Below are 14,996 nucleotides of genomic sequence, written 5' to 3'. Positions count from 1 at the left end.
AAATTTACTTAAGGCTAGATAAAATTTCAAGAATAATATCTATACCAACTTTTAATTCTTTCTCAGTTATAGTAAGTGGTGGGAGAAGTCTAACAACATCTTTACCGGCTGTAAGTACTAATAATCCTTTTTTTATAGCCTCTTTTTGGACTAGAGCGGGATCACATTTCACCTTTATTCCGATCATTAATCCCATACCACGTACATCTACAATTTGAGGATTTTTAGCTTCATCTATTAGCTCTCTTACAAATAATCCTCTTTTATATATTTTTTCAAAGTATTGTTCATTACAAATCTCTTCAAGAACAACTAAAGCACCAGAACATACAACAGGATTTGCTCCGAAAGTTGAGCCATGATCACCAGGCTTGAATACATCTGCAACTTTAGAGGAACAAAGTATTCCGCCTATAGGAAGTCCTGCACCAAGGCCTTTTGCTACAGAGACTATATCAGCCTCTACATTGAAATTATTATACCCAAACATTTTACCTGTTCTACCTATACCACATTGAACTTCGTCAAATATTACAAGAACATCTTTCTCATTACACGCTTTTACTACTTCTTGAACGAATTTTGTATCAAGAGGGATAACACCACCTTCACCTTGTATTGCTTCGAGCATTATGGCACAAACATCATCTGTAAGCTTAGCTTTAAAGTCTTCTATATCATTTGCTTTTACATAATCAAAACCTTCTGTAAAAGGGTAGAAGTACTTATGAAATTTCTCTTGACCAGTTGCTTTTAGGGTTGTTATTGTTCTACCGTGAAATGATTGAATTAGAGTAAGAATTTTACTTCTTCCAGCACCATATTTGTCGTAACTGTATTTTCTAGCTAGTTTAATTGATCCTTCATTAGCTTCAGCGCCAGAATTAGCAAAAAAGACTTTACTCATGTTGGCTTTTTCAGTTAATTCTTTAGCAAGTTTTAAACTTGGTTCAGTATGAAATATGTTCGATGTATGAGCAAGTGTTTTTAATTGATTACTAGTAGCTTTAACCCATTTTTCATGTCCATATCCTAAGCTGCTGACACCAATTCCACTTGTAAAATCTAAATATTTATTTTCATCTTGGTCATAAAGATAAACGCCTTCGCCGTGAGTGAGTATAAGATCTAAACGACCATAGCTATTAACAACGTGTTCTTTTGCTTCGTTAAAATCATATGACATAAAATTGCCCCCTTTAAATTATTCAATAGTTAATAATATCCAGTATAAACTTTAGATCATTAACTATTATTAGAGAAATTTATTTGAAGTTTCTAAAATATTTTAATATTTTGATTAATAAATCATTGTTCCGATACCCTCATTAGAGAATAACTCTAAAAGAATAGAATGAGGTACACGTCCATCAAGGATAGTTGCTTTTTCAACACCCATTCTAATTGCTTCAACGCAACAATCAATTTTAGGAATCATTCCACCTTTTATTATCCCTTCAAGGCATAATTTGGGTATTTGATGTAATCTTAATGTGCTAATTAGAGTAGATATATCTTTTGGATCTTTCATAACTCCTGGAACGTCAGTAAGCAGTATTAATCTCTCAGCTTTTAATGCTGATGCAATTTTTGCTGCGCAAGTATCAGCATTTATATTGTATGCCTTATTATCATCTTCTCCTAAAGCTACGCTACCAACAACAGGTATATATCCTGAACTTATAGTAGTTTTTAATATTTCTGTATTAACCTTAGTTATCTCACCTACATACCCTAAGTCGTTATCAGATTCTATTTTTTTAGCTTTTAAAAGAGAGCCATCCATTCCACATAAGCCAATGGCCTTTCCTCCAAATTTCTCTATTAAAGAAACTAAATTTTTATTTACCTTTCCGCCTAAAACCATTTGAACTACTTCAATGGTAATATCATCAGTATATCTTAAGCCGTTAATAAATTCACTTTTGTGATTTAATCTATTTAATAAATCTGAAATATCAGGACCGCCACCATGTACTACAATTGGTTCAATTCCAACACATTTCATTAATATAATATCATTTATTACTGTTTCTCTAAGTTCATCACTTATCATTGCATTTCCGCCGTATTTTACTACTATTATTTTTCCACGGTAACGTTGTATATAAGGTAGTGCATGAACTAATACTTCAGCTCTTTCAGTATGATTCAACAAGTTAATACCCCCAGTCAATTTAGAATGTACAGTTCATAATTAACATATTAAGAACTGTACATTGGAATAAGTTTAAAATATATTTATAATCTAAGATTAACTTCTGTAATCACCATTTATTTTCACATATTCGTAACTTAGGTCACAGCCCCAAACATAAGCACTATAATCACCTAAGGATAAGTTAACTTTAATAACTATTTCATTTTCGCTAAGAACCTTTTTTGCAATATCTTCATCGAAGGGTAAAGAACTGCCAGATTCACAAACTTTTATTGAGCCAGCCTTACTTTCAAAGGCAACATCAACTTTTTCGGGATCGAAATCAATATTTGCATATCCAAGTGCACAAAGAATTCTTCCCCAGTTCGCATCGCTACCAAACATTGCAGTCTTTACTAAACTAGAGTTTATTACACTTTTACCTAAAACAACTGCATCTTTTTCATTCTTTGCACCGATTATTTGACATTCTAATAGTTTTGTAGCACCTTCACCGTCTTTAGCTATATTTTTAGCCATAATTGTATTTAACTCAGTAAGGGCATTTAAGAAAGTATTATAACTTTCATCTTTTTCAGTTATAGTAGGATTTTCAGCTAAGCCATTAGCTAAAATTAATACCATATCATTAGTACTTGTATCTCCATCAACGCTGACTCTGTTATAAGTTACTCCAACACTCGATTGTAGTGCTTCATGTAGCAATTCTGGAGCAATAGAAAGATCAGTTGTAATGAAGGAAAGCATTGTTCCCATATTTGGTTCAATCATACCTGAACCTTTTGCCATCGCTCCCATAGTAATTTTCTTATCACCTATATAAAATTCTACAGCTAGTTGCTTTTGAAAAGTATCTGTTGTCATTATAGCTAAAGATGCATCATTAGAACCTTCTTTTGATAACTTTTCAGTAAGCATTGGAATACCGTCTTTAATAGCATCTATATTTAAAGGAACCCCAATTACTCCCGTAGATGCAACTAAAACATCTTCTGTTTTTAAGTTTAGTTTATTAGCTTGCAATGAAGTCATTTTCTTTGCCTTAATTAAACCATCATCACCATTACAAGTATTTGCATTACCGCTATTTATTATTATTGCTTGTGCTTTTTTATTTGATAAATGCTCTTTTGTAACGTAAATAGGAGCACCTTTAACTTTATTTTTAGTATACATTCCTGCTGCAGCAGCAGGAACTTCTGAATAAATCAAAGCTAAATCTTTTTTTAAGCTTCCTTGCTTTAATCCACAGTGTACCCCAGAAGCTAAGAAACCGTTAGGAGCTGTAACTCCGCCATCTATATATTTTATATCCAAATTTATAACCCCCTTAGTCAATGCACAGTGCTCGATGCACAATGCATAATCAATAATTAAATCTGTTAAAGTTTTTAGTATTTAAAAATTATATGAATTAAAAAGCTGGTGCAATTAGATTTAAACCTTCTGCTTCATTAAAACCTAAAATTATATTCATGTTTTGAATTGCTTGTCCGGCAGCACCTTTAATCATGTTATCTATAGTACTAATAATAATAATTTGATCTTCTCTATGATTTAAGTGTAGAGATATATGACAATCGTTTGTTAATCGTACGTTTTTTATTGAAGCTGTATCACCAAGTGGAAGTACATTTACGAAACGTTCATCTTTATAAAATTCTGTATATAGTTTATGAATTTCTTCAAGATCGACTTTATCTTTTGGAATGCAGTAAATTGTTGAAACTATGCCTCTATTAATTGGGAGTAGGTGAGGAGTGAATGTTACATTTACTTTATCTTCTGCCATAACAGATAATGTTTCCTCGATTTCAGGTGTATGTCTATGAGCACCTACTTTATATGGAGCAAAAGTTTCATTTTCTTCTGGAAAGTGAGTATTTAAAGTTAATCCTCTTCCAGCGCCTGTAGTTCCAGATTTAGAATCACAAATAATATTATCTAATTTTATTAATGAATTTTTAAGTAACGGCATTAGTCCTAATTCTATAGTTGTTGGATAACAACCAGGATTAGCAATTAAAGAACATTCTTTGATCTTATCTCTATTTAATTCTGGAAGGCCATAAACACTTTCTGTGTGTATTTCAGGTTGTGTGAATTTCTTTCCATACCACTTTTCATATTCTTTTTCGCTAGATAATCTAAAATCAGCACCCATATCAATACAGACCTTCTTGTTGTCTAGTGCTTTTTTAGCAATATCTTCACTTAATCCATGAGGTAGGGCGGTGAAGATTACATCACACTTTTCAACAACATCATGTGCAGACTCGCAAATTAGATTTGTTTTGCTTAAAAAATTTTTATATATATTGCTAATCTCTTGCCCCTCAAAAGAAACTGAACTTAAAGCTGCAACTTCAACCTTTGGGTGAGATAATAATAATCTTAAAAGTTCAGCGCCTACATATCCTGTGGCACCGATTATTCCGATTTTAACCAATTTTAAATAGCCCCCTTGTTTATTTGATTATTGCAAAATAATATTATTTATTTTCTGTATGTTAATTCTTAACTATAGTATTTCAATTGTCTATAAAATTTCGTGTTAGAAATTTCATAGACAATTGAAAGTTTTTATGAAGTAGAACTTGATTTAGAGGAGGATTTCCATCTGAATCTTAGTTAAACATATACCTCAAGGAATATTATAATGTACACTTAAGGCGTACTTAGCCTAAGACTTAGCAGCCGTTATCTGGGAATGTTACGGCTGCTATTATTATAAGGAAAAAAATATTAAATTTTTTCTTTATAATTACTAATCTTATTAGACTTCCTTATTTTCTGATATAAAATTTTTTAATGCTTCAATTTGAATTTTTACTGATTCTGTAGAAGGACCACCTATAACTTTACGCTCTTCTACGCAAGTAAGTAAATCTATAGCGTGGTAAATATCTTCTTCAAATGAAGGAGAAAAGCTCTTAAACTCTGCCATAGTTAATTCTTCAATCATTTTGTTATCTTTAATACATTGAAGGACTATTTCTCCGACTACTTCATGAGCATTTCTAAATGGCATACCTTTTTTTACCAAGTAATCAGCTACGTCTGTAGCATTAGTAAATCCAAGACCAGCACCTTTTCTCATATTTTCTTTCTTAACTTTCATTGTTTTAATCATTCCACAGAAAGTTTTAAGGGAAAGAATAACTGTATCTAATCCATCAAATAGAGCTTCTTTATCTTCCTGCATATCTTTATTATAAGCGAGAGGAATTCCTTTCATAACAGTAAGTAAAGTCATAAGATCTCCATAAACCCTACCAGTCTTACCTCTAACTAATTCTGCAACATCAGGATTTTTCTTTTGAGGCATAATACTGCTTCCAGTGCTATAACCATCATCAAGTTCGATAAAGCTAAATTCATTAGTACACCAAAGAATTATTTCCTCTGAAAATCTTGATAAATGCATCATTATCATTGAAAGGCAAGAAAGTGTTTCGATAGCATAATCTCTATCAGAGACAGAATCTAAACTATTTAGTGTAACCTTTGAAAAACCAAGATCACGAGCAACAGCTTCTCTATCAATAGGGTATGTGGATGTTGCTAGTGCTCCAGATCCAAGTGGCATCTCATCAACACGTTTATAGCAATCAGAAAGTCTTCCTAGATCTCTTTTAAACATTTCAGCATAAGCTAAAAGATGATGAGCAAATGTAATTGGCTGAGCCTTTTGCATATGAGTATATCCTGGCATTATTGTACCTATGTTTTCATTAGCTTTTTCTAAGAGAACTTCTTCCAAAGCTATTATATCTTGTTTTAATGATGTTATAGCTTTCTTTAAATATAATCTTAAATCTAAAGTTACTTGGTCATTTCTGCTTCTTCCAGTATGAAGCATTTTTCCATATTCACCAATGTAATATGTCAAAGTACCTTCAACAAAACTATGAATGTCTTCAGAAGTTTCATCAATTTCTATAACTCCATTATCCATTCTTTTTAATATTTCTAGAAGACCAGAAGTAATTCTATCACTAGCTTCCTTAGAAATTATATTTTGATTTCCAAGCATGGAAGCATGAGCTAGACTGCCTTCAATATCTTCTTTATACATTCTGCTATCAACATTTATAGAAGAATTAAAATCATTAACTAATTTGTCAGTGCCTTTTTTGAATCGTCCGCCCCAAAGCTTCATTACATTTCCTCTTTCTTAATTTTTTCTTGCATTTTAGCTTTTACAACTGTTGGAAGACCGTATAGATTAATGAATCCAGCAGAATCCTTTTGATCGTATACTCCATCTTCTCCGAAAGTTGCATATTCTTCGCTATATAGTGAGTATGGGCTAGTCATGCCGGCATTGACAATATTTCCTTTGTATAATTTTAATTTAATTTCTCCTGTAACTGTTTCTTGAGTTTTATTAACGAATTCAGTTAATGCTTCTCTAAGAGGAGTGAACCATTGACCGTTATATACTAAATCAGCAAATTTTAAAGCAATTTGCTCTTTATAATGAGCTATTTCCTTATCTAAGCAAAGTTCTTCTAGATCTTTATGTGCTTTATAAAGAATAGTTCCTCCTGGAGTTTCATAAACACCTCTTGATTTCATACCAACAAGTCTGTTTTCTACCATATCAGTTATACCAATAGCATTTTCTCCACCGATTTTATTTAATTCATCTAGTAATTCAACGCTGTTCATTTTTTTGCCATTTAAAGAAACAGCAATTCCTTTTTCGAATAATAATGTTATATAAGTTGCTTCGTTTGGAGCTGCCTCTAAGGTTTTGCAAAGTTCTAAGATCTTATCATATTGTGGTTCATTTTCAGGAAATTCCAAATCTAAGCCTTCATGGCTTAAATGCCATATATTTTTATCCTTACTATAGTTTGTTTCACGATTGATTTTTAATGGAACATTTTTAGCCTCTGCATAATCTATTTCGTCTTCTCTTGATTTAATATCCCAAATTCTCCATGGAGCAATTATTGGCATTTCTGGAGCAAATGCTTTAACTGCCATTTCAAATCTTACTTGGTCATTTCCTTTACCTGTGCATCCGTGACAAATTGCATCTGCTCCCTCTGCTTTAGCAATTTCAACTAACCTTTTTCCGATTATTGGTCTAGCAAATGAGGTCCCAAGAAGATATTTGCCTTCATATATAGCACCAGCTTGAATAGTAGGGAAGATATAATCATCAACGAACTCTTGAGTTAAATCTTCAATATATAATTTTGATGCTCCTGTTTTTATTGCTTTTTCTTCTAATCCATCAAGCTCGTCCTTTTGTCCTACATTTCCGCATACAGCAATTACTTCACACCCGTAATTTTCTTTAAGCCATGGGATAATAATCGATGTATCTAGTCCTCCTGAATAAGCTAAAACTACTTTGTTATATTTTATCATTTTAAAAGCCCTCCTAAATAATCATATAAAATGCATAAACATACATGCAATGCTATTTTCTTAAATATAATCAATAAATTAATCTGATTTATAATACCTAATTGATGTTTATAATTATACAGTTTTGCAAAAGAATAATCAAGTATAAAATGAAAAAATATTCATAAAAATATTAAAAATATGCATTAATAAATAATGTTTATGCAGAAAAAACAATAATTTATGCAAATAGTACTGGCTTTTATGCATGAATTATTGTGGTGCATAATTGTGCGGATAAAGTGAATGTTTATATATGCGAAATTTTTGTATATATAATAAAAGTTTGCATGTCAATGTTCTATTAGAAAATATTCTCGAAATTTGGAGATTGTAACTTCTTTAGATGATCAGTATTATGCTTTACTAAATGTAGAGATGTATGCGCTTCAGTTGAATCTTTATGAACAAGATATGTAGATAACCTTAAAGCTTCATTTAGCAAATTATCAAATTCTTGATGGCTAAGATAAAGAGATGTTAAAACATTATTATCTTGAATAGTATTTAATAATTCAAGAGACTGATAATAGGCATCCTCCATTTTGTCACTTGCGATATTAAGTTCGATATCTTCAGTTTGCATTTCAATATTATCGCATAAACTAATGACAGACTTATTTAAAAAATATACGCATGACATGGTTAGGAGAAACAAAAGTATTGATATTATAGCATTTCTCATTGCGCATCCTCCTTTTCGTATTTATCAAAAAGTTGATATTTAAATTTGCCTTCTGTATCATATAAAGCAATAAGGACATGCTTTATTGATTTAATATTGTGCTTTTTAAGTAGATTAGATATCCATTCTTCATCTTTATTCATGGAAGTTAGTGAGTTTTTATTTACTTCACCATCAGAAATTAATACTTTTGGCAATTTTGCTTCAGTATTTTGAGCAGTATTTCCTGAATTTGATGTATTAGAAGAATTATAATCTGTTGGTAATATAGATATTTGACCATCATTCTCTAAAATTGCATATTGAATTTCATCAAGATTAAAATAATTGGCAAGTCTTAACTCTTCTAGTAACTCATCTATATTTAATTGTTGCTTTTTTAGCGTTGAGTAATTAATTTTTCCTTTATGGACTAATATGCAGGGCTCTCCATCCACGAGCTTTCGGGTATATTGAAATTTTAATCCTATTTGTGTTAAAAGTGTTTTTAAAAATAGCAATGTTATAATTGGTATAATACCTAATAATAATGGGAGCCTTGTGTCTTGCATTGGCAATGATGCTAAGTCTGAAATCATAATAGTTATTACAAATTCATAAGGCTGAAGTTCTCCTATTTGCCTTTTTCCCATTAGCCTCATAGTTAATACAACCAATAAATATAAAATAGCAGTTCTGATTGATACTACAAACATTAAAAAATCACCTCGAAAATAATATTTGCAAAAATAAAATTAATATACACACCTAAAGAAAAAGCAGCTATGCTAAATAAGAACATTTCATAGTAAGTTTGGAATTGATATTTTATTTTATATACTTAATAAAAAAGTTTATCTTTTTTGGAAATAGTGTATATAATATATTTGAAATGATTATTATGGTACCCAAATATTTGAATGCAATTAGAATAAGAGACTTTACAGAGACGGAAAGCTTAATTTTCAAATTGTGGAATTAAAATCTAAAGGGATAATCAAATTATAGAAAGAAAGGTTTGAATAGTATGGAGTGTAGAGGGATTGAATTTAAATATAAGAAAATTAAAGCTAAAAAAGGACTGACTTTTTATGAATTAATTATGGGTAATTACAAAGATAGGGTTAAAGACATAGCTATATGCAAATTAAATGGAAGGTATTGTGAATAACTGAAGTAATAGAGGATGATGGGGAAGTAGAATTAATAGGATTCGATACAGAACTTGGAATGAAAATATTCACAAGAACTTTACAGTTTATATTTATAAAGGTAGCATTGGATTTATTTCCAGAATCAAAGATAACAATAGACCATGCTATAAGTAAGGCAGTATATGGAGAAGTTCATAAGGAAAATCCATTAAGTAAAGGTGAAATTGATAAGATAAAGGTTAAGATGCAAGAAATAATAGATAGAAATGTACCAATTAAGAGTATGAGAACGTCAAAAGAAGAAGCTATTAAGATTTTTGAAGGATATAAGATGGATGATAAAGTTAAGCTTTTAAAGTATTGTGATATAAAGCATGTTCATCTTTATGAGCTTGAAGGACGGTATGATTATTTTTATGGTCCTATGGGATATTCAACAGGTATCATAAATAAATTTGATGTATTTAAGTATGAATCAGGATTCATTTTACAGAGGCCAGAAGAGACTAATCTAAGTGAATTAGCTGAATTTAGAGAAGAGAAGAGCTTAACAAAAATTTTCATAGAGACTCAAAGATGGCTAAACATTTTAGGAATTGAAGATGTCGGGACTCTAAATGAAAAAGTGCTTAACAATGAATTAAGAAATATAATTATGGTTTCAGAGGGGCTTCATGAAAAGAAAATAGCTAATATAGCTGATGATGTTTTAGATAGAAAAGATGTAAAAATCATACTTATCGCTGGCCCATCATCCTCAGGAAAAACCACTTTTGCGAATAGGTTAAGTATACAATTGAGAGTGAATGGATTAATACCTATACCATTGTCTTTGGATAACTATTTTGTAAATAGAGAAGAAACGCCGAAAGATGAGAATGGAGATTATAACTATGAATCAATTGATGCATTGGACTTGAGTTTGTTGAATGATAATTTGGAAAGGTTAATGAGTGGAGAGGAAGTGGACCTTCCTACTTATAATTTTAAAACTGGGGAAAAAGAATGGAATGACTATAAAGTTAAATTACCTAAAAATGGAGTTTTGATACTTGAGGGGATACATGGTTTAAATCCAAATTTAATTTCAAGCAATTTAAATAGGAATGTATTTAAAATATATATATCGGCATTGACACAGCTAAATATAGATAATCATAATAGAATTTCTACAACAGATGTACGAAAGGTGAGAAGAATAGTTAGAGATTCATTATCAAGAGGATATAAGGCCGAAGAAACTTTAAAAATGTGGAAATCTATAAAGAAAGGAGAAAAAAATAATATATTTGTTTATCAAGAAGGTGCTGATGTAGCATTTAATTCTACATTGGTTTATGAACTCGGAGTTTTAAAGCCATATGCATTAAAAGAGCTAGATGAAATAACGGAAGAAAGTTCAGTTTATTCAGAAGCTATAAGATTAAAATCGTTTTTGAACTTTTTCAAAGAGATTAATGTTGATGAAGTGCCAAAGAATTCTCTGTTAAGAGAATTTATCGGAGGATCAGCTTTTTATGAATATTAAATTAAGTATGTTATTTCACTAATATTATTATATAGAACTATAGATAAATTTGAACATTTATCTATAGTTCTTGTGTTCTTAAGATAAATTTATAATAGATAAAATATTAACAATGTTTCATTGTAAAAATAAGGATTAAAAGAAGAAAATAAGAAACAATAATTAGATATGAAATAAGATGCATTGGCAGTCAAGTAATTAAGAATGAATGAGCAAATAATATGTATTGATTTTAATTGTTATATTATTAACTAAGCTTGACACTATAAAGTAAATATGTGATACTAAATCTAACAAGAAAACAATTACATTGCAGTTCTGAAAAAATTTTAGAAATGTAGGCTATAGAGAAATAGAGAATAAAGCCACATAAAACTAAGTTTACTTAAGAAATCTTATGATTACCAAGTAAATTTAAAACTTATGTTTTAAACAGTTAGAAATATATGATTGTTTAAAATGTAAGGAGTTTTATGTGGCTATACTTATGGCCAAAATTACTTAATGTACATTGATTTAGAACTTTTAAATTAAATCAGTCATACTAAAATAAATTATGAATATTATGTAATGAGTTGTTTTCTAGTAATATTAACCGTTCTAAAATGTTAAAAAATAAACAAGTATTGTGAAGTAGAAGGGAGATAATGTTATGACAATTTTTTTTGCAGAGCTAGTAGGAACTTTATTACTTATTTTATTAGGTGACGGTGTTGTAGCCAATGTCGTATTAAAAAAATCAGGTGGATCAGGAGCAGGATTAATAGTAATTGCAATAGGATGGGCTTTTGCGGTAGGAATTCCAGCATTGATTTTTGGAAGTTATAGTGGGGCTCATTTTAATCCAGCATTAACAATTGCGTTAGCAGTAATAGGTAAAGTGGCATGGGCTCAAGTTCCGATTTATTTAGCTGGACAATGTATTGGTGCATTTTTAGGAGCAGTTTTGGTATTTATTGTTTATAATGATCAATTTAAAGCTACTGAAGATAAAGGAAGCAAACTTGGTGTATTTTGTACAGGCCCTCAAGTAAAGAATACTTCAATTAATTTTATAACTGAGCTTGTAGGAACATTTGTACTAGTTTATGCAATTTTAGGAATGGGAGATCAAAATCTATCAAATGGAATGGGAACATTGTTTGTAGCATTTTTAATTTTGGCTATTGGTGTAAGCCTAGGAGGCCCAACAGGATATGCAATTAATCCAGCAAGAGATTTAATGCCAAGAATCGCACATGCAGTATTACCTATACCTGATAAGGGAGATTCTAATTGGGGATATGCATGGATTCCTGTTGTTGCCCCAATTGTAGGAGGAACTTTAGCTGCATTATTTTATGTAATATTACATGGAATATTATAAAAGTTAATTAATAGTTAGAATTGACAGAGACAAACAACTATGTAATACTAAGAATAAAAAAGAAAACAATTACATGGGAGGGCCAATGAATATAAAAGAGTTATTAGAAGAAAATCCAATTATAGCAGCAGTAAAAAATGAAGAACAATTAAATCAGGCATTAGATTCAGAAGCTCAAGTTATATTTGTTTTATTTGGAGATGTAATGAATATTAAAGAGATAAGTGAAATTATAACATCTAGAAATAAAATAGGAATAATCCATATAGATTTAGTTGAAGGATTTACGAATAAGGAAATTGTTGTAAAGTATATTAAAGAAGAAACTAAATTTAGTGGAATAATAAGTACAAAGCCACAAGTTGTAAAACTAGCAAAAAAGTATAATTTACTAGGAGTTCAAAGAGTTTTTATATTTGATACACTTTCTTTAAACAATGTAAAAAATCATATGATTTCTGAATGCGATGCAATAGAGGTACTGCCGGGAATAATTCCAAAGGTAATTGAAATCATTTCAAAGTATTCTAGTAAGCCAGTCGTTGCTGGAGGACTAATTGAAATTAAGGAAGAGGTAATGCAGGCATTAAATTCAGGAGCAACATGCGTATCTACAACTAAAAAAGAAATTTGGAATATGTAGGCTGAAGAGAATTAGAGAATAAAGCCACATAAAACTGAATTTACTTGGGAAACACTTAATGGACTGAGTAAATTTAAAATTTGTACGAGGCAGTAAAAATAAATATTATTGCTTCTGTATAAATGGATGTTTTATGTGGCTTTAATTGTCGCTAAAATTACGTCTAGAACACTAACTCAATTTTTTAGGTCAACTATTTGTTAAATTCATTTCCTAAAATATAAATAATAAATTTAACCTTTTCTAGGTAAATATTAGAATATATAAATATTAGAAAGCAGGGTGTTTTTGTATGAAAAAGTATATATTAGCATTAGATCAAGGAACTACAAGCTCAAGAGCAATAATCTTTGATAAAGAACAAAATATATTAGGAGTGAGTCAAAAAGAATTTACTCAAATTTATCCAAACCAAGGATGGGTTGAACATAATCCTTTAGAAATATGGGCAAGCCAATATGGAGTTTTACAAGAAGTTATTGCAAAGACTAATATAACTCAAGAAGAAGTAGCAGCTATAGGAATTACTAACCAAAGAGAAACAACAATAGTTTGGGATAAAAATACTGGAGAACCAGTATACAATGCAATAGTATGGCAATGTAGAAGAACAGCAGGTATAATAGAAGAACTTAAACTAGACAAAGAATTTAGTGAATATGTAAAAGAAAATACAGGATTACTTTTGGACGCATATTTTTCAGCAACTAAAATAAAATGGATATTAGACAACGTAGAAGGTGCTAGAGAGAGAGCAGAGAAAGGTGAATTATTATTTGGTACAGTAGATACTTGGTTAGTGTGGAAACTTACAAATGGTAAGGTTCATGTAACAGATTATACTAATGCTTCTAGAACAATGCTTTATAATATAAAGGAATTAAGATGGGATGAAAGAATCCTAGAAAAGCTTAACATTCCAAAATCAATGTTACCAGAAGTTAAAAATTCATCAGAAGTTTATGGATACACAAATCTTGGAGGAACAGGAGGCGTTAGAGTTCCAATAGCAGGTATGGCAGGGGATCAACAATGCGCTCTATTTGGACAAACTTGTTTTGAAGAAGGTAGTGTTAAAAATACTTATGGAACAGGATGCTTCTTACTTATGAATACAGGAGAAAAAATGATTCATAGTAAAAATGGATTAGTAAGTACTATTGCAGTTGGTATAGATGGAAAAGTACAATATGCATTAGAAGGTTCAGTATTTGTTGGTGGTGCCGTTATTCAATGGATTAGAGATGAACTTAAGTTAGTTACTGATGCAGCAGATACAGAGTATTTTGCACAGAAAGTAGAAGACAATGGTGGAGTATATGTTGTTCCAGCATTTACAGGACTTGGAGCTCCATATTGGGATATGTATGCAAGAGGCGCTATCTTCGGACTTACAAGAGGTGCTAATAGAAATCATATAATAAGAGCTGCTCTTGAATCTATTGCATATCAATCTAAGGATCTTATAGATGCAATGCAAGAGGATGCAGGATGTAAATTAACAAGACTTAAAGTTGATGGTGGAGCAAGTAGAAATAATTTATTAATGCAATTCCAAGCTGATATAACAGGGGCAGAGGTTGTAAGACCTATTATAACTGAAACAACAGCTCTTGGTGCAGCATATTTAGCAGGACTTGCTGTAGGTTTCTGGAAATCAAAAGAAGAAATAGCTGAAAAGTGGGCTGTAAGTCAGTCTTATTCTCCAAACTTAGCAGAAGAGAAGAAGGAAAAATTATATAAAGGATGGAAAAAAGCAGTTAAGAGAGCAGAAGGATGGGAAGAGGAATAGAATGATACTTTAATAAGTGTTTATTATTCCAAATTAGTCTAAGTTAATCACAAGCTTTGAGCATTATAATGTACCCTAAATGTTGATGACATATAGGGTACATAGTTTAAAATAGTATTTGAAAATAAAGTAAAATTGAAAATTCAGAGTAAATAGTAGACAAGTATACATTTACATGATACAATGTATATATAATTTAAAATAAATGCTGAGAGAATATAGAGTCAAGCATGAAAACGTTGGTGGATTACACCTTGTTTTTTG

Annotated in this window: 11 protein-coding genes and 1 pseudogene; 4 read left to right on the top strand and 8 right to left on the bottom strand. The window is 30.6% G+C overall.

What is annotated here, in order from left to right:
• Positions 1 to 4: 4 nt before the first annotated feature.
• The 8 genes from AXY43_RS10935 to AXY43_RS10900 all read right to left on the bottom strand — a co-directional run bounded on the left by AXY43_RS10935 (position 5) and on the right by AXY43_RS10900 (position 8,965).
• Positions 5 to 1,186, bottom strand: a complete 1,182-nt coding sequence (locus AXY43_RS10935) for an aspartate aminotransferase family protein (RefSeq protein ID WP_012060676.1) — start codon at positions 1,184 to 1,186, stop codon at positions 5 to 7.
• Between the two features lie 114 nt (positions 1,187 to 1,300).
• Positions 1,301 to 2,158, bottom strand: a complete 858-nt coding sequence (gene argB, locus AXY43_RS10930) for an acetylglutamate kinase (protein ID WP_017211161.1) — start codon at positions 2,156 to 2,158, stop codon at positions 1,301 to 1,303.
• Between the two features lie 96 nt (positions 2,159 to 2,254).
• On the bottom strand, positions 2,255 to 3,478 hold the full coding sequence (argJ, locus tag AXY43_RS10925) for a bifunctional ornithine acetyltransferase/N-acetylglutamate synthase (protein ID WP_105411543.1): 1,224 nt from the start codon (positions 3,476 to 3,478) through the stop codon (positions 2,255 to 2,257).
• 97 nt (positions 3,479 to 3,575) lie between these two features.
• Positions 3,576 to 4,610 (bottom strand): N-acetyl-gamma-glutamyl-phosphate reductase, encoded by a 1,035-nt coding sequence (gene argC / locus AXY43_RS10920; RefSeq protein ID WP_023973892.1) that lies wholly within the window; start codon positions 4,608 to 4,610, stop codon positions 3,576 to 3,578.
• Positions 4,611 to 4,937: 327 nt separating this feature from the next.
• The gene (gene argH / locus AXY43_RS10915) at positions 4,938 to 6,323 is read right to left on the bottom strand and encodes an argininosuccinate lyase (protein WP_023973891.1); all 1,386 of its coding nucleotides are present in this window, start codon (positions 6,321 to 6,323) and stop codon (positions 4,938 to 4,940) included.
• On the bottom strand, positions 6,323 to 7,546 hold the full coding sequence (locus tag AXY43_RS10910) for an argininosuccinate synthase (protein WP_023973890.1): 1,224 nt from the start codon (positions 7,544 to 7,546) through the stop codon (positions 6,323 to 6,325). The genes argH and AXY43_RS10910 overlap by 1 nt, the downstream gene beginning before the upstream one ends.
• A 343-nt stretch (positions 7,547 to 7,889) precedes the next feature.
• Entirely contained in the window at positions 7,890 to 8,270 is a 381-nt protein-coding gene (locus AXY43_RS10905) for a DUF4363 family protein (RefSeq protein WP_012060670.1), read from the bottom strand.
• Positions 8,267 to 8,965 (bottom strand): DUF421 domain-containing protein, encoded by a 699-nt coding sequence (locus AXY43_RS10900; protein WP_017211155.1) that lies wholly within the window; start codon positions 8,963 to 8,965, stop codon positions 8,267 to 8,269. The genes AXY43_RS10905 and AXY43_RS10900 overlap by 4 nt, the downstream gene beginning before the upstream one ends.
• Before the next feature lie 311 nt (positions 8,966 to 9,276).
• On the opposite strand from AXY43_RS10900, the pseudogene AXY43_RS10895 reads away from it, so the two are divergent.
• The 4 genes and pseudogenes from AXY43_RS10895 to glpK all read left to right on the top strand — a co-directional run bounded on the left by AXY43_RS10895 (position 9,277) and on the right by glpK (position 14,732).
• A pseudogene (locus AXY43_RS10895) lies at positions 9,277 to 10,931 on the top strand (nucleoside kinase).
• A gap of 652 nt (positions 10,932 to 11,583) precedes the next feature.
• Positions 11,584 to 12,297, top strand: coding sequence for an MIP/aquaporin family protein (locus AXY43_RS10890; protein WP_023973888.1), 714 nt, complete (start codon positions 11,584 to 11,586; stop codon positions 12,295 to 12,297).
• A gap of 85 nt (positions 12,298 to 12,382) precedes the next feature.
• Positions 12,383 to 12,940 carry a glycerol-3-phosphate responsive antiterminator gene (locus AXY43_RS10885; RefSeq protein WP_105411542.1) on the top strand — a complete coding sequence of 186 codons (558 nt, stop codon included), beginning with the start codon at positions 12,383 to 12,385 and terminating at the stop codon, positions 12,938 to 12,940.
• Between the two features lie 292 nt (positions 12,941 to 13,232).
• Positions 13,233 to 14,732: a glycerol kinase GlpK gene (glpK, locus tag AXY43_RS10880; protein ID WP_012060665.1), complete on the top strand. Its 1,500-nt coding sequence runs from the start codon at positions 13,233 to 13,235 to the stop codon at positions 14,730 to 14,732.
• The last annotated feature ends 264 nt before the right edge of the window (positions 14,733 to 14,996 follow it).

Source organism: Clostridium sp. MF28 (assembly GCF_002969175.1).
In the GTDB taxonomy this organism is placed as follows: Bacteria; Bacillota; Clostridia; order Clostridiales; family Clostridiaceae; genus Clostridium; species Clostridium beijerinckii.
Note: the sequence above shows the minus strand (reverse complement) of the source record. Positions and strands in the feature narration are given on the sequence as shown.

Coding starts and splice junctions, on each gene's coding strand:
- AXY43_RS10910 (WP_023973890.1), bottom strand. CDS start 7,546: ATGATAAAATATAACAAAGTAGTTTTAGCTTATTCAGGAGGACTAGAT.
- AXY43_RS10890 (WP_023973888.1), top strand. CDS start 11,584: ATGACAATTTTTTTTGCAGAGCTAGTAGGAACTTTATTACTTATTTTA.
- AXY43_RS10905 (WP_012060670.1), bottom strand. CDS start 8,270: ATGAGAAATGCTATAATATCAATACTTTTGTTTCTCCTAACCATGTCA.
- argH (WP_023973891.1), bottom strand. CDS start 6,323: ATGAAGCTTTGGGGCGGACGATTCAAAAAAGGCACTGACAAATTAGTT.
- glpK (WP_012060665.1), top strand. CDS start 13,233: ATGAAAAAGTATATATTAGCATTAGATCAAGGAACTACAAGCTCAAGA.
- AXY43_RS10900 (WP_017211155.1), bottom strand. CDS start 8,965: ATGTTTGTAGTATCAATCAGAACTGCTATTTTATATTTATTGGTTGTA.
- AXY43_RS10935 (WP_012060676.1), bottom strand. CDS start 1,186: ATGTCATATGATTTTAACGAAGCAAAAGAACACGTTGTTAATAGCTAT.
- AXY43_RS10885 (WP_105411542.1), top strand. CDS start 12,383: ATGAATATAAAAGAGTTATTAGAAGAAAATCCAATTATAGCAGCAGTA.